The sequence below is a fragment of the Microcystis sp. M083S1 genome (assembly GCF_020246405.1).
GTDB classification, from domain to species: domain Bacteria; phylum Cyanobacteriota; class Cyanobacteriia; order Cyanobacteriales; family Microcystaceae; genus Microcystis; species Microcystis aeruginosa_C.
In genome coordinates, this window is the sequence record NZ_JADBTB010000223.1 from 1 (window position 1) to 26557 (window position 26557).

Sequence of the window (26557 nt, forward strand, 5' to 3'; positions counted from 1 at the left end):
TTCTAGGTTCTGTGTGATAAGTTTAACTTACAATATGATCGATCAATCTTTGTGTCCTTTGTGTCTTTGTGGTTCGTTCCACCCCCTCGCTAGAAGGAATGTATCTTAGAATACATTTTACCCACCAAATCCAAGAGAGCCGGGTTATAACTAGAAATCGATCGAGTCTTCATGATTAAGAATTGTTTGCAGAATTTCTAGGGGAACAGTAGCAAAGTATTGCTGGAGAAAGTTTTCTAGGGCCACTGCTTCTAGAAATTGCTCAATCTTATTAATTTTTGCCTCATGATTGACTAATTCAAAGGATAAATTTTCTTGATTTTTCTTGACTTTAAAGCCATTTTCTGCTAGGAAAATTAATCCTAATTCTAGGGTATGATAACTGAGGTTTAAGCGGTTTTGTAATTGTTGACGGGAAATACTGGTTTTAGTTCTAGCTAAATATTTCCCAATCCCCACAAGGTTTATCCATGTGGTGTGAGCGGATTTTTTCAAAGGACTAGCATAGGCAAGAACTAACTTTTTATCGCGTAAAATTGCCTGTTGATATTCCCTGGAAAGTTTTGTCCAATCCCGGGGACATTCCAGGAGAAAAAGGGGATTTAATTGGCTAACTTCTTGACTAATTTCTCGATGGCGATTGTCGATTAAAAAATCTTTTTTATTGCTATAGGTTAGGGATTGTTGTTGATAAGTTTGCAGGGCAATTAAGCGCACTTCATAGCGATTTTTGTAGGTATTAAAATCTAATTCAACTACGGCATCATAACGGGTATCGGCAGCAATTTCGTCTTTGTGATGACCCCACCACATACCGGGGAAACCCTGCTCGATTGAACTATCCCAGATATCAAAAGTTGTCCGGGGATAAGCGATTTTTTTGCCTTTGAAATCCTCAAGATTTTTATGCCAAAGATTTTGAAAATAACAATTTTGAATTAATAGCTTCGGTGTCGGATTACCCATCCCGCAGGGTTCCAGTAATTTTAATTCTCTAAATAGATTTTTTCCCAATTGGGAAACCGTCACCACCGCATCCACTTCTATCTCGGAAGAAAGGGAAGTTAAATCAATTCCTGTGCGTCGCAACTGTTGATTAATTCCCTCAATAAATAGGGGTAAATTTTCTATGGTTAAACTTAAACCTGCGGCCAAAGGATGACCACCAAAACGATGTAAAAGATGGGATTGAGAGGATACTAATTGATAGAGATCGATCTCGCGAATTGACCGAGCGGAACCCTTAGCAAAAGGTGGTTCACTGGTACTTAATAAAATTGTTGGTCGTTGGTATTCTTGGGCAATTTGTCCCGCAACTAATCCTAAAATTCCCGCCATCCATTGGGGATCATCTAAAATAATTACATTAGTGGTAGAAAGATCAATTCTCTCTAATTTTTTCTGAACTTGTTTAATAATATCCCGTTGGATTTCTTGGCGACGAATATTGGCCAATTCCGCTTGTTCAGCTAATTCGTGACAACGTTTTTCATCTTCACTGGTAAGTAATTCTACACAAAATCTGGCATCGCCATAAATGCGACTGACGGCATTAATGCGCGGTCCAATACCGAAGGATATATCCAGCGGTCTATCTCCGGTTTTGTTACATAAATCGAGTAATTTTTTAACTCCCAAACGCTGAGTGTTTTGGAGTTTTTGAATACCTTTTTGGGCTAAATAACGACATTCTCCCGTCAATTTGACTAAATCGGCAATTAAACCAATCGCCACTAAATCGAGTAAATTTTCTAGGGGTTTTCTGGGAATATCTGGCAGGGTTATATACATCGCTTCCACTAATTTATAAGCAACGGCAACCCCAGAAAGATGATAGAAAGGATGGGTTTCCACAAAGTAGCGGGGATTAATCAGGGCAATCACCTCGGGGCGCTCGTCGGGTAGGGTATGATGATCGGTGATGATAATATCGATGCCTAGACTGTTTGCATAGTCAATTTCGGCGATATTCGTGCTTCCCGTGTCACAGGTGACGATTAAACTGGTTCCTTGACGCGCTAGTTTCTCGATACCAGGAGAATTGAGGCCGTGGGATTCTTTTTGGCGATCGGGTATGTAATAATCTAACTGTTGATAGGGTGGGAAAAACTGTCCCAATCCTTCCCAGAGGACACTGGTAGCGGTGACACCATCGGCATCGAAATCACCCCAAATAGTCACTTTTTCACCTTTATTTAGGGCTTTTTCCAGTCTTTTGACGGCGAAGTTCATTTCTTGCCCAAAATCAAAGGGAGTTTTTGACTGATAAGCTTTCTCATCCAGAAACGTCCCCAGAGTCACCACATCCCGGACACCGCGATGCCATAATATTTGTGCCACGACGCTGCCATTCGACTCTGGGGTATAGTCTTGGACTATTTTTAAAAACTCTTGGGGAAGCTCTACCGATGGGGGAATTTGCCAGTTAGACACGGGATATCAAGGAAAAAGTAAAAAGGAAAAAAGGTGACAGTCAACTTTTGTGATTTTCCCTATCTCCATTTAGCCACCACTAACGGGGGGAATTAAAACTATCTCATCGCCATTTTCGAGGATTTTCTCTCCCGAAACAAACTGAAGATTAACTCCAAAACGAGTAACACCGCGCCATCTTTCTAATTGAGGATAGGGGGCTATAATATAGTTTAACACTGCTGCCACGGAAGTGTGGGCAGGAAATTCGAGGTTTAATTGTGAAGTTTGATAGACTTCTTGATAAATAGCAAATAGTTTTACTGTGACCGTAATTCTTTCCATCTTTACATCAATATTTTTTCTAGGATAATAACATTAATTGGGAACCCTGTTCGGTTTTGCGGACTTCGATGCGATGTTGAAAAGCTTCTTTAAATTGGGGCATATGAGTTACAGTCAAAATACAGGCAAAATCGGCGGATATAGCGTTAATTGCCGCGATTAAGCGCTCGCATCCCTCCGCATCCTGAGTTCCGAATCCCTCGTCAACAATGAGCATTTGTAAGGCTGTTCCCGCTCTTTGTGCCAATAATCTCGCTAAAGCTAATCGAATCGAGAAATTAATCCGAAAAGCTTCTCCTCCTGAATAGGTTTCGTAGGGACGGGATCCCCTGGTATCACCAATAATAATATCTAAAGTATCGATTGACTTTTGTTGCTGTTTCTTAGTACCTTTACCACTTTTTTGGGTTAAAAAATGCACATGAAATTGATTACCAGTTAAGCGAGCTAAAATATGATTAGTTTGTGCTTCCAACTCTGGTAAAACATTCTCAATCATCATAGTTTGTAAACCATTTTTACCGAAAGCTATGGCTAACTCTTTATAAACTGTATATTGTTTTTTAACTTTAGCTAAATCACTCTCTTTTTCTGTCAGTTGTTTACCTAAAGTTTCTAGTTGATGTAACTTCTCCTCAACCCGGCCTTTTTGGGAGAGCAATCCATCAATTATCTGTCTTCGCTGTTGAATATTAGTCGATAACACGGCTATTTCTTGGCGATAGTCGGTCAAAGTACCAATCTTTTGACTAATATTGGCTAACTCCTGATTTATCTTCTGGTGATCCTCATTTCGCACCTGTAATCTTTGCTCAATGTCAGCGATTTTAGCGGCTATTTCTGGATAATTTTTTTCTGCTTGTTGCCAGTCTTGATACTGTAATCTTACTCCCTGTAATTGTCGGATCAGATTTTGAATATTCTGATGTTCACCGCGATCATAATTCAAGTTTTGAATAAGCTTTTCTAAGCGTTCAATTTCCTGTTTAAGTGGGGAGTTTTGACCTAGTTCTTGTTTCTCCTGTTCTAGTCTAGCTAATCGATTAATTAAATTAGGTTTCTCGGCATTGATATTAGCTAAACGACGGTTTGCTTGCTTAAGTTCTGATTCTTGAATTTCTGCCCAACGCCATCTTTTTTCTTCTCCTCTGACTAAAGCATGACTTTGTTCATCATAGTTTAAGAAGGCGATTTCTTGATTGACAATTTGCAATTCTTGCTGTAGTTCTAAGGCATAATTGCCACTGCTTAAAAGTGCTTCTAACTGGACAAGTATCTCCTCGGTTTTCTCTAGTTCTATTTCCTTTTCTTCAATAGTTTCTAACTTGACTTCCAACTGCACATACTTTTGTTGTAGATTCGATCTTACTGGCAATTCTTGTTTAATTTGGGCTAATTCCTCCCCTAAACGTTTTAAATCTCGATCGCAGTCTGCCATCCGTTCCTGTAGAGACCAAATTTGCTCTTGAATTTGTTCTTGATGTTGATGGGTTTTCCTGATTACTTGATGACGGTGATGACTGTCTAAATTCTGTTCACACAAAGGACAAACCGAATCGGGAATATTTAATTTTTCCAATTTATCAGTTAACTCTAAAAGTTGTTCTTCATATCTTTTCTGTTGATCCAATAAACTTTTTTTATCCACTTGTTTAAGAGTTTCCTTTTCTTCAACTCGTTCACAATAGGTTTGTTTTTTATCTAGTTCCTTAATCCGTTTGGCTAAATTGAGAGCTTCCTCTCTTAGTAGAGGAATACGAGCGATTTCTGTCTCTAATTGTTGCCGATTTCTTTGCAATTGTTCCCAACGAGCATTAATCCTGGCTTTTTCCCGTTCCAACTGCATATTTAGATCAGCTTTTCTGCTATTTAAAGGAGCATATTTTAAAGCTAATCTATCCAATTCCTGAAGACGTTGACGATGATAATTTAACTTCTCTAATCCTGCTTGAATATCTCCCGCTTGCTCGATAATTTTTTGAGTTTCTTGTTCCTGTCTTCCCAATTCTTCTAAACGAGCGCTCGTTTGTTGGATGGGAAGGGTAAATTCGTTAATTTTTTGCTGTAATTTCTGTTCTAATTGTTGTTTATCATACTGGGCCTGTTGCCAAGCTTGCAATTGACTTGACAAACTGGCCTCTTTCTGGTCTAAATTGATTAGGCGCTCGTGTGCGGTAATAATCTCATTTTTGCGATGAAGAATAGTCCTTATTTGATTTAATTGATTGTCTAGACTAACTTTTTCCCGGTCTAATCTCTCGATTTCCGCTAATAAAGCTCGCTCCTGTTCTCTTTGCCACTGCAGCTGTTTTTCCCAATTATGACGCTGATTTTCTTCCCCTTGCAGTTGCTGTAAACGCCGATTATTTACCTCTTGTTCTTGATTAATTTGGTTAATTTGGGTGCTTAACTCTTGCAGGTGTTCCCGATAAGAATTTTTCTCCTGAAGACGGAGTTTTATCGTTTCTACTTGCTGCTCAATCTGGAGGGACTGTCCATCAAATTGTTTCGATATATCCTTAGCTTTATTTGCTAAAATTTCATAGCGATCGAGTTGTAATAATTCTGCTAAAATCTGTTTACGACCACTGGGAGGCTGTTTCATAAACTCGTCCGCTTGTCCCTGTCGTAAATAAGCAGAATTAATGAAAGTTTTATGGTCTATTTTTAGATAAGTATTAATCTGTGCTTGGGTATCTTTAATACTTTTGCCCGACAAAGGACGAAAACTTTGATCATTAATCACCTGAAAATCTAAACCAGAAGCTTTTCCCCCCCGGTGACGACTACGGATAATTTTATAAATTTCTCCCCCATAACTAAACTCGAAATCTACCCGCGCATAATCGCTGCCCGCATGAATGACATCATCAGCAATCGAGACGCGACTTTCTCCCCAAATTGCCCAAGTAATTGCTTCGAGTAAAGAGGATTTTCCCGCACCATTGGCACCACAAATACAGGCAGTATGTAATCCGCGAAAATCTAGCACTGCCTCGCGATAACTGAGAAAATTTTTCAGGGTTAATTGTAGGGGAATCATAAGCTGGGAGGAATTATGAATTATGAATTATGAATTATAAAGTGGGGAGGTGGGGGGATGGGAGTGGGGAAGTGGGGAGGTGGGGAGAGGGAGAGAATGCAGTACAGATTAGAAATTAATCAGAGGATAAAAAACTGGGGAAAAGATAGCTTCAGCGCAATACATCTGGGTGAATCTATTCGGTATCAATAACTCCCTCCTGCAATAACCTCTGATCAAAGCTTAACTGAAATCCAGCCGGGGACAAATGCGCTTTTTTTGTTCCTCAGAATTCTCCTCACCATCATCACAACCTAGGCACTGTTCACAGATAACCGCTCAGGGTCCCTCGATTTGCTACTCTAAAGGAAAGATAACCGATTCTTAAAACCAAATCTATGAGCATTCCCGAAATTAGCGTCCATGAACTCGCTCTCCGTTTAGCCGATCATGATCCTAATTTACAACTTATTGATGTGCGCGAACCGGAGGAAGTTGCCATGGCATTTGTAGCCAATTTTACCATTTTACCCTTGAGTCAATACCAAGAATGGTCGCCCACTATTGCCAGCCAATTCAACCCCCAAGCAGAAACCCTCGTTATCTGTCACCATGGCATGAGATCCCTACAGATGTGCCAATGGCTACAAAGTCAGGGTTTTACTAATGTTAAAAATATTAACGGTGGCATCGATGCTTATTCCCTCCTCGTCGATCCTAATATTCCCCGTTACTAATTTTGATCGCCCCCATCGGGAAAAGAGAGGGGTAAACTATCCCCTTTCTCCCCATTGATTACGGTTCTTCGGTTTGTCTTCTGCAATGGACGGGGTTATAAGGAATGAAACCCTTATAGAGACAGACATTGCTGCGATTTTTGTCAATTGTTTTTGATCTAGAGCGAACTAATCAATTAAATCTCTTGCCAGATAAGGATATAGTCGATTTATGCCACCCGATCGAACCATACCAAGTAACGAAGAACCTTGATAACTGATAACTGATAACTGACTACTGATAACTGATAACTGATTAAGCGTTATACTGTCTAAAAAAATGTTATAAATCTTTTGTTAAGATTATTCCCCTATGTCCGCTAGAAACCATCTCAGCGATCGCTATCAACATATCCTTAAGGCCACAATCCAACATTATATTGCCACGGCCGAACCAGTTGGCTCGAAAACTCTACTCGAAGAGTACAAATTTACTATTAGTTCCGCCACTATTCGCAATGCTCTCGGTAAACTGGAAAAAGAAGGTTTACTCTATCAACCCCACACTTCCTCCGGACGCATTCCCTCCGATTGGGGTTATCGTCTCTACGTCGATGAGTTAATGACTCCCGATGACCGTATCGGCGAAAAAATCGGCTATTATCTGCATAAAAACGCTAAGTCTCCTGCTTGGAGTCTCGAAAGTCTGCTACAACGGGCCACCCAACTTTTAGCCGGTTTAAGCGGTTATATCGCTATCGTTACCCTCCCCCACACCCTCACCAATACCCTGCGTCATCTGCAATTAGTCCCCGTCTCGGACCGGCAGATAATGTTAATTATTGTTACAGATAGTTTACAAACACGCTCGGTTATGATAGAGATTCCTGAGTCTATGGCAACGGACAAGAAGGATGGATTAGCAGAAGAATTACAAATCCTCTCTAATTTTCTCGGGGAAAAATTAAAAGGTTATTGCTTGGCAGATTTAATTAACCTCGATTGGCAGCAAATCGAGCGAGAATTTACCCGTTATACCCATTTTCTCCAACAATTAAGCCAAGAAATCGGCGCTAGTCTCCAATCCACTGCCACCCCGGAGATTATCGTCCATGGTGTCGCTGAAGTCATTCGACAGCCAGAATTCGCCCAATGGCAACAAGTACAAATGTTACTGCATCTATTGGAAGCGGAACAGGATCGCCTTTTACCCCTGATTTTACAAAGACCAGAACCGGAAAAATCAGCTAAAAAAGTCAAAATCACTATTGGTTCCGAAAATCCTCTGGAATCCATGCGTCCTTGTACTCTTATCTCCGCTTTTTATAAACAGGGAGATACTCCCGTCGGTAGTGTTGGCATTATCGGACCGACGCGAATGTTATACGAAAATACTATTCCCCTAGTGGAATCCACCGCTAACTATCTCAGCGAAGCTATAAGTAAGTAGATATCCCCCGCAAAGGTTCGGGAATGGGACAATCGACAGTAAACTCTAAAATTGTCTCACCATCCCCCAAATAGCCAGAATTGGCAAAACAGAGCAACATCCGCACCAGCGCCACCCACACCTCCGCATCAAACTCCCAATCCTGTCCCCGACGCGCTCCACAGGCGATCGATTTTAGCGCCCAAAAATAACTATTTCTCACCACTGAACCCCCTTTTTTATAAACAGGTACATCCTCATGGTGAATATAAAGAATATCATCTTTAGCGATCGCTCTCATCGGTGGCTAGGAAAGTTATAGGAATTTTCAGCTTACCGTCTAGAGAATAACACCCTATGTTAAATTTTGGGCGCATCCCCTGCACCCCTGCCATTTTTAATAACTTCTGTTGATCACCACAAATAGGAAATGCCGCCTTTCTAGTTGAGGCACAAAAAGCTATAATTCTACCTTAAACCCTCGTTTTTTATCCCTAGAGCGATCGAGTTTTCCTGATTATTATTCAGCTATGACCACCGATACTATCACCACTCCCTCACCCAAAAAACTCTGGTTAGCAGCCCTTAAACCACCAATGTATAGTGTGGCGATTATACCGATTATTCTGGGAACAGCGATCGCTTATCAGGAAACAGGTGGATTTTCTCTGCCGATTTTTGCCACTTTTATCCTCTCAGCTATTTTAATTCTCGCTTGGTTAAATCTCAGTAATGATGTTTTTGATGCCGATACTGGGATCGATGTTAATAAAGCTCATTCGATCGTTAATTTAACTGGCAATAAATCTTTAATTTTCTGGCTAAGTAATCTTTTTCTATTAGTGGGTATTGCTGGTATTTTTGCTATTAGTTATTGGCGAGGCGATTGGATGATCCTAGAATTAATCGCCCTCTGCTGTTTTTTGGGCTATACCTATCAAGGGCCTCCCTTCCGTCTCGGTTATCAAGGATTAGGTGAAATTATCTGTTTCTTTACTTTTGGACCCTTGGCGATTGCCGCTGCCTACTATTCCCAAGCAGGTTCTTTTTCTGTCTCTAGTCTAGCGGCTTCAATTATTATCGGGATTACCACTTCTATCATCCTTTTTTGTTCCCATTTCCATCAAGTCGCCGATGATCTCAAAGCGGGTAAAAAATCACCTATTGCTCGTTTAGGTACTTTAAAAGGTTCTAAAGTTTTAACCGCAGTGACGGTTATCGTTTATGTTTTAACGGTGGTTTTTGTGCTGCTGCAGGTTTATCCCCCTCTCACCCTTTTAATCTTCCTTAGTCTCCCTTTCGCTTGGCAATTAGTCCACCACGTTAACCAAAATCACGACCAACCTCAGCTAGTCAGTAACTGCAAGTTTATAGCGGTTAATCTTCACTTTTTTAGTGGCATTCTCTTCTCCCTTGGCTATTGCCTTGCTTCCCGTTGATCAACCCGATTTTTTTCTTAAACCCCTTTATCAGTTATCAGTTATCAGTTTTGAGTTTTAAGTTCACTGATCACTGTTTACTGATCACTGATGACTGTACCCGATCGAGTTTGCACCGATTAACGGAAAAGTGACAGAATAGGGAGATAGATCGCCACAAATCAAGGTTAGCATGAGTGAACAGCCCCTCGGATCGGTTATTCAAGGTTCCCTGAGTGAAGGTTTAGAAATCCGTCTTTATCCGGATATTTCGGTAGAAGATATGCGCGTCGGTAAGTTTTTGGTTGTGCAAGGCACTCGCTCGCGTTTTTTCTGTCTCCTCACCGATGTCTCCCTGGGTAACTCTAGTCCCCGAATTATCGCGAATCCTCCCCATCCCGATGATAGTTTTATGCGCGATGTTTTAGCGGGTAGCGGTACTTATGGTACTATTGAACTATCGCCTATGCTCATGTTCACACCGACTGGAGGTAATTCCCCGGCAGTTTCCGACACTTCCTTAGGCTCTTTTCAACCCCAAACCAGCGCCGATTTAGAATTACTGCCAGTTAAAACTATTCCCGCGCATTTTAGCCAAGTTTATGAAGCTTGTGAGCAGGATTTTCGCATGGTTTTCGGTTGGGAAGATGATCCCACCAGAAAGAATTTTGCTATTGGTCAACCCCTTGACATGGACGTGCCAATATGTATTAATCTCGATCGCTTTGTGGAGCGTAGTAACGGTGTTTTTGGCAAATCCGGGACGGGAAAATCCTTTTTAACCAGGCTCTTAATTTCGGGTATTATTCGCAAACAAGCAGGGGTTAACCTCATGTTTGATATGCACTCGGAATACGGTTGGGAAGCGATGAAAGAAGGGAAGGAGGTTTCTACGGTGAAAGGATTATGTCAATTATTCCCCGGACAGGTGGAAATTTATACCCTCGATCCCGATTCTACCAAACGCCGGGGAGTACGAGGAGCGCAGGAATTATTCTTAAGTTATAATCAGATTGAAATCGAAGATATTCGTTTAATCGGTCGGGAATTAGGCATCTCAGAAGCTAGTTTAGATAATGCCAATATTCTCTATAACGAGTATGGAGAATCTTGGATTACTCAGTTATTAAATATGAGTAACGAGGATATTAAAATCTTCTGTACGGAAAAACAAGGCCATGCGGGATCAATCATGTCCCTCCAGAGAAAATTAATGCGTCTGGAGAGTTTGAAATATTTAAAAAGTCCTTGTCCCCACAATTATATCGCTCAGGTTTTACAAGCTTTAGATGCAGGTAAGCACGTTGTTATTGAATTTGGCTCCCAAAGTAATATGCTTTCCTATATGTTAGCCACCAATATGATCACCCGTCGGATTCATGCTAATTATGTTAAAAAAGCTGAATATTTTTTACAAACTAAAAACCCCGTTGATCGGCCGCAACAGTTAGTGATTACCATTGAAGAAGCTCATCGATTTTTAGATTCTGCCGTGGTGCATCAAACTATTTTTGGAACTATCGCCAGGGAGATGCGAAAATACTTTGTTACTCTCTTAATTGTCGATCAAAGACCTTCAGGAATTGATAACGAAGTTATGTCTCAGGTAGGGACGAGAATCACCTGTTTATTAAACGATGAAAAGGACATCGAAGCCATATTTACTGGGGTTTCTGGAGGGGGAAGTTTGCGATCAGTTTTAGCAAAATTAGACTCAAAACAACAAGCTTTAGTTTTAGGTCATGCGGTCCCTATGCCGGTGGTAATTCGTACTCGCGCCTACGATCAAAAATTCTATACTGAAATAGGCGCAACCGACTGGCGAGAATTACCCGATGAGGAAGTTTTAGCGGCGGCCAAAATTGCCAAAGCTGATCTAGGATTTTAGAAAAATTAACTTTTGATTGTAGAATAGAGTTGGATTGTTTTTACTGTTTACCCCCCATGACCGCTCAAATACCGATCTCGAAGATCAGCCTATACGATCGAGATTTTCAGCTATGGATCGAGACAACCGTTAACCAATTACGACAGGAGGATTTTGCCTCGGTAGACTGGACTAATCTGATCGAGGAATTAGCAAGCATGGGAAAAAATAATCGACACGCTCTCAAAAGTTTGTTAATTCAATTATTAGCTCATCTGCTCAAGTTAGTTTATTGGCAGACAGAAAGAGAGTATAATGCTAATCAATGGGAAGCGGAAATTATTAATTTTCGAGTTCAAATTGCCGATCTGCTGGAAGACAGTCCTAGCTTAAAACCTTATCTCCTCGAAATTTTCGATTCTTGTTATGGAAAAGCTAGGCAAATAGTCTCGAAATTGAGCAAGCAAGAAATTCCTATAGAAGTCATTATTACCCCAGCAGAAACCCTGGATGAAAACTGGTTTCCCTAACTATGCAACAAGGTGATTTAATCGAGATCGAGATTACCGACCTCAACCATACGGGCGAAGGTGTGGGAAAATACCGAGGACAGGTGATTTTTGTGCCGGATACGGTTATTGGCGATCGCATTCAAACTCGCATCACCTATATCAAAAAAAGTCATGCGATCGGCAAACTACAAACTATTCTACAAGCATCTCCCCATCGTATCCGTCCCCGCTGCATCGTTGCCGATAAATGTGGTGGCTGTCAATGGCAACACATCGAGGATCAATTTCAGCTGCAGGTCAAAAAAGAGCAAGTACAAGAGGTATTAACCAGAATTGGCGGTTTTACCGATCCTTTAGTTTATCCTCCCCTCACTGGTAATTCTCCCCTCGCTTATCGCAATAAAGCTACCTATCCCCTCGGATTTTCCCCCACCGGCAATGTGCAAGCAGGTTATTATCGTCGCGGCAGCCATCATCTGATTAATCTCAATCAATGTCCGATTCAAGATCAGGCTTTAAATCCGTTTCTAGCAGAGATAAAACGGGATATTCAGGAGCAAGGCTGGTCAATTTATGATGAAAAGACCCATCAAGGACAATTACGCCATTTATCCCTGAGAATTGGCCGCCACACCGGAGAAATTTTATTAACCCTGATTAGTAATGATCATAATTTACAGGGAATTGAGGCACAGGCGCGGCAATGGCTGGCAAAATACGGCAATTTAGTCGGTGTAACCCTGAATTATAACCCCGATCGAGGTAATGCTATTTTTGGCACTCAGACCACAACTATCGCCGGAAGGGACTATATTACCGAAAAGTTCGCCGGATTAACCTATCAATTGGCTGCCGATACCTTTTTTCAGGTTAATACAGAGGCTGCTGAAGCCTTATTTGCGGTTATTTGTCAGAAATTAGACCTTAAAGGTGAAGAAATTCTTATTGATGCCTACTGTGGCATCGGTACTTTTACTTTACCCCTCGCTAAACGGGTTAAAGAGGTGATTGGACTAGAATCCTATAGCTTTTCCCTCGATCGAGCCAAGATTAACGCCCAATTAAATAATATTACCAACACAACCTTTATTTTGGGGGCCGTAGAAAAAACTTTACCGCAACTGACAGTTAAACCCGACATTATTCTACTCGATCCGCCCCGCAAAGGTTGCGATCGCTCTGTCCTTGATAGCCTGTTACAGCTGCAAAGTCAACGCATTGTTTATATCAGTTGTCAAAGTGCAACTTTAGCCAGAGACTTGCAATATCTCTGTCAAACAGGCGATTATCAACTGCTAGAAGTGCAAACAGCTGATTTCTTTCCCCAAACTCCCCACGTCGAATGCGTCGCTTTTCTTAGACAAAAAACAGCGAATATGGTAGGATGAAATGGGAGGAAAACCCAGACACTTTAGCCGTTTATAGCTGAAAAGTCAATGGTTAAGAATTAAAGCATATTAGTATCCGTTCCAGTCAACTACTTTTTTGATTAATTACCCGCTCAAAGTGGCCTTGATTCTCGATTGGTTTGTAGATCAATCATAAAAATATCTAATCCATCTCAGAGACAGAAAAGGGACAAAATATGACTCATTAGGTATGGCAATCAACTAGATCGACGGTTAAGAGACCTTAATCTTTCTGTAAGAGAACAGTCATTTAATAAAAGCTAGAGGTAAAACGTGTGATTGCTATTTCACTGCCAACAAGCAAACGAAGCTGGAACACCATGAGTTTCGCTTCCACCTTGTATCTTTGTCCGATTTTAGATTTATTGACCGCTAGTATTCCCGAAGAATTAGAACCAGAAATTAGATTAGGATTGCAAGAAGCTTTAGTTAATGCCGCTAAACACGGCAATCATCTCGATCCCAGCAAAACCGTGGTCGTTCACTTTTCCAGCAGTAAAGACGAGTATTCTTGGGTAATTACCGACGAAGGTTGTGGATTTACGCCAGGTTGTCACCATCATGGCTGTAGTTGCGATTGTCCCAATTTTCCCCCCGAAGAAGCGGAAAATGGCCGAGGACTGTGTATGTTATATCAAATCTTCGACCAAGTTCACTGGAATCAAAAAGGAACCCAACTGAAACTTTGTAAACAAATTAAACAGGAACGCTGGTTTAATTAATGGCCATGACCGTGAGAAGGACAGGGAGGAGCAGAAATCGAGCGATCGAGCCAGCCTGTAGCCTGTTGTAGCCGAGGAAGTGCTTCTTCTGGCTGATTATCTAATAAAAACACCAAAGCCGTCCCTAATTGTTCAGCGGCCCGAGCATTACGATTGGCCTTCAGACGATGCCAGTCAATCGGTGCGATCGCCAAACGTTCCGCCAAAATCCGCGCCAATTCCAGGGTAGATAGATCATCAAGAGTCTGAGATGAGGAAGAGACAGGGGATGGAATCATAATCAAAAGGTCTCGTAAAACCGTAAAATCGTCTATAACTATAGTTTAGACGCAGGCAATCGGATCGAGTCCATGTCCTTAGAAGAAAACCCATACCCTAACGATGAATCGGCAGAATTTACCCAAGCAATTGCAGAAGTCGAAGCGGCGATCGCAACACTAAAAGACCGTTATCGACAGATCAAAGAAGCAGAACAGCAAAAAAAAGACCTAGAAGCACAATTTAGCCAAATAGAACCCCAATGGCGGGAAAATCCCCTACCTGAACTAGAAAAGGAATTGGTACAAATTCGCGAACAGATTCAAGAATTAGAGGTAATTTTAGAAAGCAATTTACTCAAAGAAGGGGAATTAAAGCGCCTATTCTGGGAAGGAATCCGTCGCGGACTGCTGGGGGAAGTTTTTTGGCAAATTGTCCGCTTTGGTGGTATTGGAGTCTTACTGGGTTGGATTCTGCGATCCTGCAGTGGGTGATGAACTGGTATCTAAATTATTTGTTAAGACGGCACTGGGGAGGAGAGAAGGATCTCTCTTGGATTTGGTGGGTAAAATGTATTCTGAGATACATTCCTCCTAGCGAGGGGGTGGAACGAACCACAAAGACACAAAGGACACAAAGATCGATCGATCATATAGTAAGTTAAACTTATCACACAGAACCTAGAAGAGGAGAGAAGGTAGCTTTTTTTCAGTGAATGCTCACCTAATACCGCTCACTGAAAAATCGTCTATCTCCCCATCTCTCTATTTCGGTAAAATTCGGCCAATAGTGCGATTTTCCGGGGTAAAAGTCTCTTTAGCCACCCGTTGAATATCGGCCGCGGTGACAGCATTATAAGCATCTAATTGGGCGAATAAATTACGCCAATCGCCGGTTTTTACCTCGTATTCAATCAAAGATCGCGCCATGCCCATGTTAGAATCAAGACCTCTTAATAGGGCTGCCCGTAGTTGATTTTTAACCCGTTCTAATTCCTGTTCCGAAACCGGTTCATTTTTCAATCTTTCCAACTCCAAATTTAAACCCTGCGCTACTTCCTCCAGGCTGACATTAGGAGCGCTCAGAGCATAGAATAACAGCAAATTCGGGTATTTATCCCCCGGAAAGCCGTTAAATCCCTGGGCAGCGAGGGCAAGTTGTTTGTCCTCCACTAAAGCTTTATACAGTCGCGAAGTTCTTCCTTCACTCATTAAAGTGGCGATAACCTCGTAAACCGCATGATCGGGATGATTGAGGGCGGGACGATGGTATCCTTCTAAATACCAAGGCTGCGAGGCTAATTTTAGGGTAATTTCCTTTGTTTTGGTTTGGTTCGGTTCCACTACTTTCACCTGTGGGGGTTTCGGTTTAGCGGGAAAACGACCAAAATAAACCTTAGCTAACTGTTTGACCTGTTCTGGGTCCACATCCCCGGCGATAGCTATGGTTAAATTACTGGCAGGATAAAATTTATCGAAAAAGTTTTGGATATCTGAGGGTTCCAGATTGCGAATATCTCGATCGTAGCCGATAACGGGACGTTTGTAGGGATGGACAGTATAAGCTTGATCGAGAAAAGCTTCGATTAATAGACCCAAGGGGCTATTATCCGTCCGCATCCGTCTTTCTTCTAGAATTACGTCTTTTTCTTTGTAAAATTCCCGTTGGAAGACCGGTTCTAAAAATCGTTCCGATTCCAAAGACATCCATAATTCCAATTTATTCGACGGGAAACTGTAAAAATAGCTAGTTGCATCGGTGGAAGTGGTGGCATTTAAACCGACTCCCCCCTGAGTTTCGACGATTTGCCCGTATTCGTTGCGTTGGACGAATTTCTCGGACTCTGCCTTAGTTTTTTGAAATTCTTCCGTTAATTTAGCCACTTCTGCGCTTTTACCCGCTTTTTTGGCTGCTTGCAGTTCTTTGTCTATAGCTTCAAGGCGATCGAGGACTTTTTTCTCGCTAAGATAATCGCTAGTACCGATGGTTTTTGTGCCTTTAAAGGCTAAATGTTCCAAAAAGTGGGCAACTCCTGTTTTACCGTCCGGTTCATCGGCACCCCCCACATCCGCGTAGGTGACAAAGGAAATAACCGGAGCATCGCGATTTTCTAGGATAATAAATTTTAGTCCGTTGTCGAGGCGAAATTCGGTAATTTTTTGTTGAAATTGCTTAAGGTAGGGGGTAATCGATTGTACGTCGGCTGGTTGCTCTTTCGCTTGGGCAAGAATGGGTGAGAAACTTCCAAAACCCCAAAACACAAGGAAAGCGACCCAAAAGCCGATTACAGCCCGATAATAGGGGTTATTTTTAATGATCATAGATAGTTTTATCAGGTATCGTGGGAGCGAGAGATCGATCGCTCTGTTCGATCTTAGCAGTCGATTGTTAGGAGAGGGGGAGTGGGAATTGTGAATTATGAATTATAAATTATGAATTGGGAAGTGGGGAAGTGGGGAAGTGGGGAAGTGGCAATGGGGGCTTTTCAGTAAACAGTAAACAGTTAAGCTAAGACGCATTTAAACCGCTTATTCTTAGATTAGCTGAACCTCCCCCAATCCCTTTACTGTTGCCTTTTGCCTCTTGCCTTTTGCCTCGTCTCAACAAGCAATTTAAATTACGAACAGCTTAGGGACTTGCGTGGGAATAATATCCCAATCGATCGGAGGGCGCAAGCTTTGCGCCCCTACAGTAACGGATTTTGCCCACAATGTAGGGGCGAACTGCGTTCGCCCAAAAGGCACATTATCAAAGCGCAAGTCCCTTATCAGTTATCATTTCATTGTTTACTGTTCACTGTATCTCAACAGTAGAAGAATTTATATAACATCGTCAAGTTTATTACTGTTTGGGCGACTATCACTGCCCATCTAAAATGCCTCTGAGGGGGTTGCGGGCTTTTTCTTCTAATTCTTTACCTCGCACCCAAAGGACAGTACAAAATCCGAAGATAACTAGCCAAAATAGGGATATTGATAGCCATTCCCAAGATAGGCGATGATACAGAGCAAAAGAGGTAAACCCAAATACAATGGGAAACCAACAAAACCAGGGAAAAGCCAATATCGACAAGAATCGCACCCATAGCCAATCTGTTTTTTCTTTAGCCAGATACCAAATTCCCAAACCAAAGACAATAACCCCAGCCACCGCGCCAGCCACCGCGCCAGCTACAGTCGCCGCCCCAACGGACCCAGCCACCACCACCACCCCAGTCACCGCCACAACCACAGCCCAAACTACAGCCCAAACCAAAGCTACAGCCCAAACCACAGTTATAAACCCAGCTACAGCCCAAAACCCAGCTACAGCGCCAAACCAAGCCCCAGTCACCGCCCAAAACCCATCTATAAACCCAACCAAACCAGCCCCATATATAGACCCAACCACAGCCCAATACACAGCCATAATCCCAACCGACACAGCCGCGCCCCAGATTCCAAATTTAGATTTAGAGCCAGCCCTAACCAAAGCAGCCCCATACATAGCCCCATACATAGCCCCAACCACAGCCCCAACTACAGCTATAAACCAAGCTCTAGCCCCAACCACAGCCACAACCACAGCCCCAACCACAGCCACAAAAACAGGCCCAACCACAGCCACAACCACGACCACAGCCGCATTCACACCCGCAAGCTCATACAAAGCTGTCACCCCTTCCCAAACTAGGTTTTTTCTGAGTAGTCGATACCATTCTCGGCAAAACGTCCAGGGTCCCAGTAAGCCCAATTGCATCAATAAAGTTGGCTCTGATTTATCTTTTTCGATTATAATTTCTCGCCATAAAACTATCAAAAAAGACAGCACAACAGCAATTGTGATTGCCATCAAGCCATTGACCCAACTTTTTTGCTGATTGAGCATAATAGCAAATATTTCAATTACAGATCCAAGAGAGAGCAAGAAGACAACAGTTATAACAATTAGATATTCTCGGCCTTTTTTAAACTCATATTCTATCTTTTCAAAAAGATTGCGCCAGTCGTTTCTTGTGGGTAGGCGGTAGTTGATTAAGCGAAACAGTAAGGCAAATTTTAATTCAGGTGTCAGACTATTAAATAAATATAACCAACGCTGCTTTGGAGTGATTTTACTTAACACTCGATCAACAAACTCTATTTTAGCAGCTAAATTTTTAATTGAAACTGATTCTAATTCATTTTTTAAATAACTTAATTGAGTCAGATTAATTTCATCTTGTAACTGAATCGCACATAAAGGAATGACTAACCGAGGATCGACTTCAAGAGTGATTGTGGGAATATCATCAGCAGAGCTTTCAATAATTGCAGCAGCAACTTTCTTGACAGTAGCAGAGAACTGAAAATTGCTTGAATTTTCAAAAGGTTGCCAAATCCAATTTAAGTCCGTTTCGATTACCTCTTGTGGCTGGCGCTTTTGTTTAACGGCTCGATTTTTTAGTCGGCGAATGAATCTGAATAGCATTAGTTTTCCTTCATGATAGAGTGCGATTGCGTTCAGCTTGACTATCTTCTAACTCCTTCAACAGTGCTGCAAGTCGAAAACTTACTTTTCCGCTTAAGTTCGGATCTTCCTGCAATCTTTCAAGTGCCTCAGCCGCTTCTGGTATGGCAATTTTAACTAGATCATCCATTGCTTCTATAGAGCCTTTTCGAGCTAAAGATTCTAGTTGATTAACTGCTAAACCTCCCATTCTGATCAACGCTTCTCGCACTTCTATAAAATGGGGTTGATTGGGATCATAGTAAATAACTAATTTTTCTACTGCTTGAGGCAAATTAGTGGCGGATAAGGCTTGAGCCGCTGCTTTTTGGCTGTCTGAATTATCTAAACTAGCAACTAAAAAATCGAATAATTCTTTCCCTCTGGGACGACGCAAATCGGCGGCGACTGAGCCAAAAGCACTACAAATTGATTCATCGGTTCTCAATTGTGTCTTAAAATAATCTATAATCTCCTGAGCAACTTCTGGTTTTACTTCTTGAGCATCTGCTAGACATTCAAATGCTGTCAGTGCATCTTGTTGATATACCGCCGTAATTAAATCCGTACTATTGTTTGCCAATCCACACCATAACTTGACAATTTCTAGCCAGTCGCTAGGAGCATTTTGCCATTTTTGAATTAATTCATCTTGTTTGTCTGTTAAAGCTGCTGCTACGAAATATTCTTGTAGAGTGAGATGAGAAAAATAATAACGCTGTCCGCCATCAATGCGAAGCAATAATCCACTGCGTTTGACGATTTCATCAACGATAGAATTAGCCTCTTTAGGCTCTAGATTTAATGAAGGTAAGACTTGTTTAACTTGTTCCCATACTTCAGAATCAAGAAGACTGCGGCGATCTTGCTGTTGTCGATTAGTGCTATTCTGAGCATAGAGTGCTAAATGTTGCAGAACTCGCCGCTTGTTGAGACCAGTATATTGATTAGAGATATTTCTTTCTTGATCGCGCAATTCTAATAAAACATTAGTAGCTTGAGTGTAAAATTCGGCTCGCGAATGAGGTAAAACGAAGGGAGTATCAGTATAAAGATAAGCGATGATTGTTAACAGTAGGGGATTCCGCGCCAGTGCCATAATTTTCGGTTTAGCTCGCAAGTTTTGAATCAATTGTTCTACTGATTTCTCTGGCGGCATTTCCGACTTCCAAGCTTGCAAAAAGCGGCGCATTTGTTGGTCACTAAATTCGTCAATCTCTAAAGTTTCCTCGGTATTATCGACAAACTCATTATGATAAACAGCCGTCCGACAGGTAATAATTACTCGACATTTTTTATAATTTTCTAATTCTAAAAAGTCCTTAAGACACCGAACAACAGAAGAGCGAACGCCACTACTAACCTCATCTAACCCATCTAAAAGCAGCAGTAAACGTCCGTCTTTTAAACCTTGAGAGATGAAACGATTAGCTTTGGGAAAATTATGGCGATCGCAAACTTCTACTAAATGTTGTTCTAACTTTTCTACTGTCAAATTAGCCTCATTGAGGCGGTTCAATTCTAGTAAAATTGGCACGGGACGATCGGATAAATTTTTGAATCGTCCTTCTGAATAGGAAAGTGCTAGATACTTTAATAACATCGACTTTCCCGAACCAGGCGCACCTTTAACCACTAAGCGGCGGTATTTTTGCACCGCATTTTCTGCTTCAATCAAAGAGCGATCGCTCGCTTTAAAAGCTTTTAAAGAAACATAAATCTCCCGCATTTCTAGGGGACGATGAGGACGAAAAGGTATATTAAGTTTTTGATATTTATTAATTAATGCTTGTCGATACTTTTTAAGAGCAATATTTTCAAATAAGGGTGTTCCAGCGAAGGTTTTATAAATCCATTTACTAATCGCTTCTAAAGACTGATTGAGCCATTTTTTTAAGGTATCACTAATAACATTCCACAAAATACCACCCAAAACAAGAATAACAAGCCCAGGTATCCAGGCAGGATATTTATTAATATCATATTGTTGTTCATAGATATCCCATAATTCATCCTGTGGAAAACAAGAAGCTTGAGAATTTACCTCTTTATACAAATTTAAAATATCACCAATTGTCTTTTTCTTTTTATCAGTATTAAAAAAGTTCAAACGGTCAGCTTCTGCATCTTTTTTTGCCCGATTTTGAATATCTCCCCTAAGTTGGTTACAGGGATTAGGTGCAGGAAGCTTTTTAGTAGAAACAGGCAAAATTGTCCCCCACGCGACTGAAATTGCCAGCGCTAGGACAAAAATCATCAATAACTGCTGCTTTTTCCAGTGAATAAACTTCATTGTCTGTACCGTTTCTTTGCCTTTTTCCCACATCCTGGCTACCAATATAACACTGATTTATACAGTATAGGCTACATATTAAGGAGAGGCACTCATGCACGAGGGGGAATAAATAATCAGTTTTTAATAACCAGATTCAGTATGATAACTGAAAACTCACATCTGATAACTGATGACTGATAACTGATAAGTAGCTGGTTATAATTAAATTAAAAATGGATTTTAGGTTCGATCCCCCCTGCCCCCCTTGATAAGGGGGGTGCCGATCCCCCCTTAGTCCCCCCTTTAATCCCCCCTTGATAAGGGGGGTGTCTGACAACTTTTAACGCCTACCTACTTAACTGACGCCCGACTCCTAACTTTTAGACAAAAAATCTCTCCCTAAAGAGGAGAGAAGTCAAAAAAAGCACGAATAACAATGGGGGGGAGGCAGTTTTTATAGGTCGCCACCACGAAAAGCTAGTAGGAAAATGACAAAGGGGCCAGCTAACATGATTAGCGCCACGAAGGTGAGTTGAAAAATGGGTTCTAAATTGAGAGCCGCAAATAATTCCATGATGTCTCCTAACCTGTTTACAATGATTTAAAAGGCTAATCTGGTCAAAACCATTGTCTCTGGTCAAAACCATTGTCTATCATACAGGGGATGATTCGCTGGTTTTCCTGATTCGATACAAAAATACATAAAGTTTTGTTGCAATTCTGAATTTTCCCGCTTTCCTATTTCCTTCCCACCGAGGGACCATCTCAATGTTCAACTCTCTGACCACATCTCCCGACTCGTTAACCCAAATTTACACTGGTTTTCAGGCACTCTCGGATCCCCTACGGCTGCAAATTTTGCAACTGTTGCGACATCAGGAATTATGCGTCTGTGAATTGCGCGACCATCTTGATATCGCCCAATCTAAATTATCTTTTCACCTAAAAACGCTAAAAGAAGCCAATTTAGTCCGCAGTCGTCAAGAGGGTCGTTGGATCTACTACAGCCTGAATCTATCTCAATTTCTTCTCCTAGAAGAATATCTATCCGAATATCGTCGTTTTAGTTCCCTCGTCCCCGCTCGTTTCTGCGAGGAAAATCAGTAACCAATCAAGATTTTTAGAAATATTAAAGCTTTATAACTAGCTTTTACCCTTGACATATCAACTTTTTTTGAAATAATAAAGGTGGATTACCCAATCTCCCATTATTCTCTTTCCCCCTTTGTGCGATGACTAATCAAATCAATCCTAAAGCCGCCAAAGCTGGCGGTAGCCTTAGTATTTTTGAAAAATACCTTACCCTTTGGGTTATTTTCTGTATTTTGGCGGGAATTGCCCTCGGTCGGTCATTTCCGGACGTAGCGCGGACTTTAGATGCCATGAGTATCTATAACGTTTCTATTCCGATCGCCATCTGTCTTTTCTTCATGATGTATCCGATCATGGTTAAGATCGACTTTTCTCAAGCTCTTAGGGCTGCCCGCACTCCCAAACCAGTTATTTTAACTTTAGTGGTTAATTGGCTGATCAAACCCTTTACCATGGTGGCGCTGGCTCAATTTTTTCTCGGCTGGCTGTTTCTGCCTTGGTTGAGTCAAACGGAGATTATCCGAGGACAGACGGTAAGTTTAGCTAGTTCCTACACTGCTGGAGCTATTTTACTAGGAATTGCTCCCTGTACGGCCATGGTCTTGATGTGGGGCTATCTTTCCTACAGTAACCAGGGTCATACCCTAATTATGGTAGCAGTCAATTCCCTAGCGATGCTTTTTCTCTACGCTCCTCTAGGTAAATGGTTGCTGGCAGCTAATAATTTTGTAGTCCCTTGGCAGACCATTGTTTTTTCTGTGTTAATCTACGTTGGTTTACCGCTTATTGCTGGTATCTATAGCCGTCACTGGATTTTTAAACATAAAGGACGGGCCTGGTTTGAATCGCGTTTTCTTCACTATCTCAGTCCTGTGGCAATCACTGCCTTATTGTTAACCTTAATCCTCCTCTTTGCTTTCAAAGGCGATTTAATTGTTAGTAATCCCCTGCATATTTTCCTGATTGCTATTCCCCTCTTTATTCAAACTAATCTGATTTTTTTACTTAGTTATGTGGCCGCTCTCAAACTCAATTTAGTTTACGAAGATGCGGCTCCCGCTGCTTTAATTGGTGCTAGTAATCATTTTGAGGTCGCGATCGCCACTGCGGTGATGTTATTCGGATTGAATTCGGGGGCTGCTTTAGCGACAGTAGTGGGGGTATTGATTGAAGTACCTGTGATGTTAATGTTGGTAGAATTCTGTAAAAAAACCGCCTTTTGGTTTCCCAGAGATCCAGAAAAAGCCACCCTTCTTGATCCTCGTTGCTTGAGTTCTTACAAATAATTATTCACCATGATCCAATCGACTCACAAACCGAGAATTCTTTTTCTGTATGGCTCTTTGCGGGAACGTTCCTACAGTCGTTTACTAGCAGAAGAAGCGGCCAGAATTATCACTGAATATGGGGCAGAAGTGCGCTTTTTTGATCCCCGTGAATTGCCGATTTATGGCAGTGTTCCCGATACTCATGCCAAGGTGCAAGAATTACGAGAATTAAGTCAATGGTCCGAGGGTCAAGTCTGGTCATCTCCCGAACTTCACGGCAATATTAGTGGCATTATGAAAAACCAAATTGATTGGATTCCCTTAAGTATTGGTGCGGTTAGACCTACCCAAGGCCGCACCTTAGCAGTTATGCAAGTAAGCGGAGGTTCCCAATCTTTTAATGCGGTTAACACTCTGCGAATTCTTGGTCGTTGGATGCGAATGTTTACTATTCCTAATCAATCTTCTGTGGCTAAAGCTTATCAGGAGTTTCACGAGGATGGCACGATGAAAGATTCCCCCTATCGAGATCGAGTTATTGATGTAATGGAGGAACTTTATAAGTTTACCATTCTCCTGCGAGATCAGGTAGATTATCTGACTGATCGCTATAGTGAAAGGAAGGAAAAATCCGCCCAAGAAATAGCCACAATTGCCCATAAAGCTATTAATTAAATCAATTTCTAGGAGTTAAAATCATGAAAAAAGTTATGTTTGCCTGTAGAAAAAATTCCTGTCGTTCCCAAATCGCCGAAGGTTTCGCTAAAACTTTAGGTGCGGGTAAAATTGCCGTCACCAGTTCTGGATTAGAAGCGGCCAAAGTTCACCCCGGAGCAATCGCAGTTATGCAGGAAATTGGTATCGATATTACCGACCAAACTTCTAAACCAATTAGGGATTTTAATCCTGAAGATTATGATGCCGTTATCTCCCTATGTGGTTGCGGTGTCAATCTGCCGGAAGGATGGGTTTTACAGGAAATTTTCGAGGATTGGTTAATTGATGATCCCGATGGTCAACCTATCGAAACTTTTCGCCGAGTTCGCGATGAAATTAAGGCTAAAGTTGTGGGATTAATTGAACAGTTAAGTAGGTAGTTGTTAAAAGTTTTCAGATCCCCACCTTATCAAGGAGTTTGGGTAGGGTTGATTCATGAATCAACCCTACTATGAATCAACCCTACTATGAATCAACCCTAGGGGGGGCAGGGGGGATCAGAGGCAAAATCTATTTTTAATTTAATTATAACTACTTACTTAAGTTAATTTATCCCAAATTTTTGCGGCTCTCTTGTCGTTTGTGTGATCGATTTTAGTGATCGAATCTGTCTTCCTCTCTCTGTCCTTTGTGTCTCTGTGGTTTATCCCCAAGAGAGCCTTTTTTTCCAGTCTATCCCTTCGGTGAGAAAAATAATAAGGGGAACCACAGTTGATGAAGAATATCTTCATTAATCCGACGCACGGCTAACCATTCCAACATATTGGAACGATGGCAGGTAGCCACTGCGATGGCACTGATGTCATCTTCTTCCGCTGCCGTCAAAACTTCTAATACAGGTGTTCCTTGTCGCACTTGGCTCTGTACTTGCAAACCGAGTTTTTCTAGTCGCGCTTGCACCGATTCTAATTGTTGACGGGCATCATTTAAACGAGATTCGGTGACACTGGGATCGCGACTGATATTTTCCACTACCCGGACGAGGAGACATTGCTCAAAAGAGCCGGGGGCGCGGGTTTGGGCGTATTTTTCCATCTGTTCAATTAGATAAATCGCGTCGGGACTGCCATCGTAGGGAATTAATAAATGTTTCCAGAGATGCTGACAGCGCAGGGCCAATTCATCGTGAGTATAAACTGATAATAATTGCGGTCGGAAAATCAGCAGCGGAATATCGGTAATACCTGCGATCGCTAAACTGGTACTACCGAATAATTTTTCTTGGACGGCACCGCGCATGGGATTTCCCATCAAAATCACGTCAATAGAGTGATGCGCGAGGATTTCCCGCACGGCATCCACGGGACGACGGTTAGAGATTTCGACAATAACTGTCATACCGTCGGGAATATTTGCTAAAGCTGGGGATAATTTTTCTTTAGCCGCGTCAATTTTCGCTTGATCTACGGCAGCTAGGGTGGGTTGTTCCCAAACCGGAATACTGTGGAGGAAGATAACTTGTTTTAAGCCGCTCAGGGCTAAGTGTGGCACACAATGGACAAGACGATGGAGACCATCGAAAAGATCTGTACAGATCAAAGCGCGCTCGAACATAAATTAACCCCTAGCAATTCGGTTATTCTTCCCTAAGAATAGCTAAAAAGGTGAAGAAATGCGCCCCGCATCCCTAGCTCGTTTCCGCAGAAACCCAGCCGGAGAAAGAGGTCGCCCGCAGGGGTGAAATGAGTTATTGGGGGGCCCAGGGATTAGAATCTAGACCCCACTGGTGTTTGAGAAAAGCTTTGTACATATTTTCTCTGACCATCATTTGTTCGTAGAGCTTGATCAGGAAATCCTGCGCTTGCTCCTGACTCATTTTTTCTACCTGAGTCTGAAAAGAACGAATGTTGAACTGTTGTTCTAAGGAAAGTTCGATCGGTTGAGACATGGTGTTCCTCCTCGATGAAGACAGTGGTTGATAACAAGCGAGATGGGTGATCGGTATCACCTCTTTTCTTTAACTAATGTAACAAATACTTGACAAAGTGTCAATGTACCTGTAGAGAGGGTTTTGCTTTTTCCCTCCTGTTAGCTAGGATACCCCGCCGCCAAAAGGAAAGAAGCATATAATGATACATTTAGCAAGAGTTTTAATAAAATTTTGCTTACTGTGAACAAATACTTAAGTAGTTATACTTATTTTTCCCCAGGGCCGACCAGAGCGAGAGAAAATATTTGACAAATTGTGTAAAGATTCTGTAATAATCGAAGAGAGCGACATAAATCGGGTAAGTTGAATGATTAGCCCTGTTAACAGCTAAAAACGTAACCCCTAGATTCCGTTCCTCTCGTTGAAATCGTTAAGGATAGTCAAAATTGACGGACACAGCCGCTATCGTGCAGAAACTACAAGCTTATCGCTGGGAAACATCCTCCTTAGCTCTGTTTGCCTTAAAAAAATCAGCATACAGGCACGGAATGTCGCACAAGTTTTTACCTAAAATGTCGGATGAATGCCCCCGCTACATTTTTCGACAAGATACTCAGCTTTGCGGGGGATGAAATCCGACCAGAATATCAACCGCAGAGCATCGGTTTAATTCCACCATCTGTGGGTAAACTGTGTTATAATTAACTTAGCCAAGGGTCGAGGATTGTTAGATGCTAGTCGTAGAAGCAAAGCTAAAA

The 26557-nt window shown here is 41.7% G+C and carries 23 protein-coding genes; 12 read left to right on the top strand and 11 right to left on the bottom strand.

Annotated features, from left to right (window positions below; genetic code table 11):
- Positions 1 to 150 precede the first annotated feature (150 nt).
- The 3 genes from recJ to sbcC all read right to left on the bottom strand — a co-directional run bounded on the left by recJ (position 151) and on the right by sbcC (position 5800).
- Complete coding sequence (gene recJ / locus IM450_RS20265) at positions 151 to 2433, bottom strand: single-stranded-DNA-specific exonuclease RecJ (protein ID WP_287671528.1); 2283 nt, start codon at positions 2431 to 2433, stop codon at positions 151 to 153.
- Positions 2434 to 2502: 69 nt separating this feature from the next.
- Positions 2503 to 2757, bottom strand: a complete 255-nt coding sequence (locus IM450_RS20270) for a MoaD/ThiS family protein (RefSeq protein WP_287671529.1) — start codon at positions 2755 to 2757, stop codon at positions 2503 to 2505.
- A gap of 19 nt (positions 2758 to 2776) precedes the next feature.
- Positions 2777 to 5800, bottom strand: coding sequence for an exonuclease subunit SbcC (gene sbcC, locus IM450_RS20275; protein WP_287671530.1), 3024 nt, complete (start codon positions 5798 to 5800; stop codon positions 2777 to 2779).
- 377 nt (positions 5801 to 6177) lie between these two features.
- Here sbcC and IM450_RS20280 point away from each other — a divergent pair, with 377 nt between their 5' ends.
- Together IM450_RS20280 and hrcA are read left to right on the top strand one after the other, a co-directional pair.
- On the top strand, positions 6178 to 6516 hold the full coding sequence (locus IM450_RS20280) for a rhodanese-like domain-containing protein (RefSeq protein WP_002800651.1): 339 nt from the start codon (positions 6178 to 6180) through the stop codon (positions 6514 to 6516).
- Between the two features lie 352 nt (positions 6517 to 6868).
- On the top strand, positions 6869 to 7945 hold the full coding sequence (gene hrcA / locus IM450_RS20285) for a heat-inducible transcriptional repressor HrcA (RefSeq protein WP_002800652.1): 1077 nt from the start codon (positions 6869 to 6871) through the stop codon (positions 7943 to 7945).
- Here hrcA and IM450_RS20290 read toward each other — a convergent pair.
- Positions 7932 to 8225 carry a hypothetical protein gene (locus IM450_RS20290; protein WP_002760270.1) on the bottom strand — a complete coding sequence of 98 codons (294 nt, stop codon included), beginning with the start codon at positions 8223 to 8225 and terminating at the stop codon, positions 7932 to 7934. The genes hrcA and IM450_RS20290 overlap by 14 nt on opposite strands.
- A gap of 229 nt (positions 8226 to 8454) precedes the next feature.
- On the opposite strand from IM450_RS20290, the gene menA reads away from it, so the two are divergent.
- The 5 genes from menA to IM450_RS20315 all read left to right on the top strand — a co-directional run bounded on the left by menA (position 8455) and on the right by IM450_RS20315 (position 13852).
- Positions 8455 to 9363 carry a 2-carboxy-1,4-naphthoquinone phytyltransferase gene (gene menA, locus IM450_RS20295; protein WP_287671531.1) on the top strand — a complete coding sequence of 303 codons (909 nt, stop codon included), beginning with the start codon at positions 8455 to 8457 and terminating at the stop codon, positions 9361 to 9363.
- Between the two features lie 172 nt (positions 9364 to 9535).
- On the top strand, positions 9536 to 11230 hold the full coding sequence (locus IM450_RS20300; protein ID WP_130756925.1) for a helicase HerA domain-containing protein: 1695 nt from the start codon (positions 9536 to 9538) through the stop codon (positions 11228 to 11230).
- Between the two features lie 56 nt (positions 11231 to 11286).
- Positions 11287 to 11739, top strand: a complete 453-nt coding sequence (locus tag IM450_RS20305; protein ID WP_287671532.1) for a DUF29 domain-containing protein — start codon at positions 11287 to 11289, stop codon at positions 11737 to 11739.
- Between the two features lie 2 nt (positions 11740 to 11741).
- A complete protein-coding gene (gene rlmD, locus IM450_RS20310; protein ID WP_287671533.1) occupies positions 11742 to 13109 on the top strand; it encodes a 23S rRNA (uracil(1939)-C(5))-methyltransferase RlmD in 1368 nt (455 codons plus the stop codon).
- A 341-nt stretch (positions 13110 to 13450) separates the two neighbouring features.
- Complete coding sequence (locus IM450_RS20315; RefSeq protein WP_287671534.1) at positions 13451 to 13852, top strand: ATP-binding protein; 402 nt, start codon at positions 13451 to 13453, stop codon at positions 13850 to 13852.
- On the opposite strand, the gene IM450_RS20320 is transcribed toward IM450_RS20315, so the two are convergent.
- Complete coding sequence (locus tag IM450_RS20320) at positions 13849 to 14130, bottom strand: DUF6439 family protein (protein WP_287671535.1); 282 nt, start codon at positions 14128 to 14130, stop codon at positions 13849 to 13851. The genes IM450_RS20315 and IM450_RS20320 overlap by 4 nt on opposite strands.
- Positions 14131 to 14202: 72 nt before the next feature.
- Here IM450_RS20320 and IM450_RS20325 point away from each other — a divergent pair, with 72 nt between their 5' ends.
- Positions 14203 to 14604 carry a DUF2203 domain-containing protein gene (locus tag IM450_RS20325; protein ID WP_287671536.1) on the top strand — a complete coding sequence of 134 codons (402 nt, stop codon included), beginning with the start codon at positions 14203 to 14205 and terminating at the stop codon, positions 14602 to 14604.
- 270 nt (positions 14605 to 14874) lie between these two features.
- Here the strand turns inward: IM450_RS20325 and IM450_RS20330 are convergent, their stop codons facing one another.
- The 4 genes from IM450_RS20330 to psb30 form a co-directional block, all read right to left on the bottom strand.
- Positions 14875 to 16431 carry a M16 family metallopeptidase gene (locus IM450_RS20330; protein ID WP_287671537.1) on the bottom strand — a complete coding sequence of 519 codons (1557 nt, stop codon included), beginning with the start codon at positions 16429 to 16431 and terminating at the stop codon, positions 14875 to 14877.
- A gap of 538 nt (positions 16432 to 16969) precedes the next feature.
- Complete coding sequence (locus tag IM450_RS20335) at positions 16970 to 18559, bottom strand: hypothetical protein (protein WP_287671538.1); 1590 nt, start codon at positions 18557 to 18559, stop codon at positions 16970 to 16972.
- Between the two features lie 10 nt (positions 18560 to 18569).
- Entirely contained in the window at positions 18570 to 20903 is a 2334-nt protein-coding gene (locus IM450_RS20340) for an NACHT domain-containing protein (protein ID WP_287671539.1), read from the bottom strand.
- 403 nt (positions 20904 to 21306) lie between these two features.
- On the bottom strand, positions 21307 to 21426 hold the full coding sequence (gene psb30 / locus IM450_RS20345) for a photosystem II reaction center protein Ycf12/Psb30 (protein ID WP_002736367.1): 120 nt from the start codon (positions 21424 to 21426) through the stop codon (positions 21307 to 21309).
- A gap of 194 nt (positions 21427 to 21620) precedes the next feature.
- Here psb30 and IM450_RS20350 point away from each other — a divergent pair, with 194 nt between their 5' ends.
- The 4 genes from IM450_RS20350 to arsC all read left to right on the top strand — a co-directional run bounded on the left by IM450_RS20350 (position 21621) and on the right by arsC (position 24309).
- On the top strand, positions 21621 to 21959 hold the full coding sequence (locus IM450_RS20350; RefSeq protein WP_002780506.1) for an ArsR/SmtB family transcription factor: 339 nt from the start codon (positions 21621 to 21623) through the stop codon (positions 21957 to 21959).
- 125 nt (positions 21960 to 22084) lie between these two features.
- On the top strand, positions 22085 to 23230 hold the full coding sequence (arsB, locus tag IM450_RS20355; RefSeq protein ID WP_002737294.1) for an ACR3 family arsenite efflux transporter: 1146 nt from the start codon (positions 22085 to 22087) through the stop codon (positions 23228 to 23230).
- Between the two features lie 9 nt (positions 23231 to 23239).
- A complete protein-coding gene (arsH, locus tag IM450_RS20360; protein ID WP_287671540.1) occupies positions 23240 to 23887 on the top strand; it encodes an arsenical resistance protein ArsH in 648 nt (215 codons plus the stop codon).
- A gap of 23 nt (positions 23888 to 23910) precedes the next feature.
- A complete protein-coding gene (arsC, locus tag IM450_RS20365; protein WP_002802325.1) occupies positions 23911 to 24309 on the top strand; it encodes an arsenate reductase, glutathione/glutaredoxin type in 399 nt (132 codons plus the stop codon).
- A gap of 292 nt (positions 24310 to 24601) precedes the next feature.
- Here arsC and IM450_RS20370 read toward each other — a convergent pair whose 3' ends face one another.
- Positions 24602 to 25483 carry a universal stress protein gene (locus IM450_RS20370; RefSeq protein WP_287671541.1) on the bottom strand — a complete coding sequence of 294 codons (882 nt, stop codon included), beginning with the start codon at positions 25481 to 25483 and terminating at the stop codon, positions 24602 to 24604.
- Positions 25484 to 25616: 133 nt separating this feature from the next.
- Entirely contained in the window at positions 25617 to 25817 is a 201-nt protein-coding gene (locus IM450_RS20375) for an NblA/ycf18 family protein (protein ID WP_002739006.1), read from the bottom strand.
- Positions 25818 to 26557: the final 740 nt, after the last annotated feature.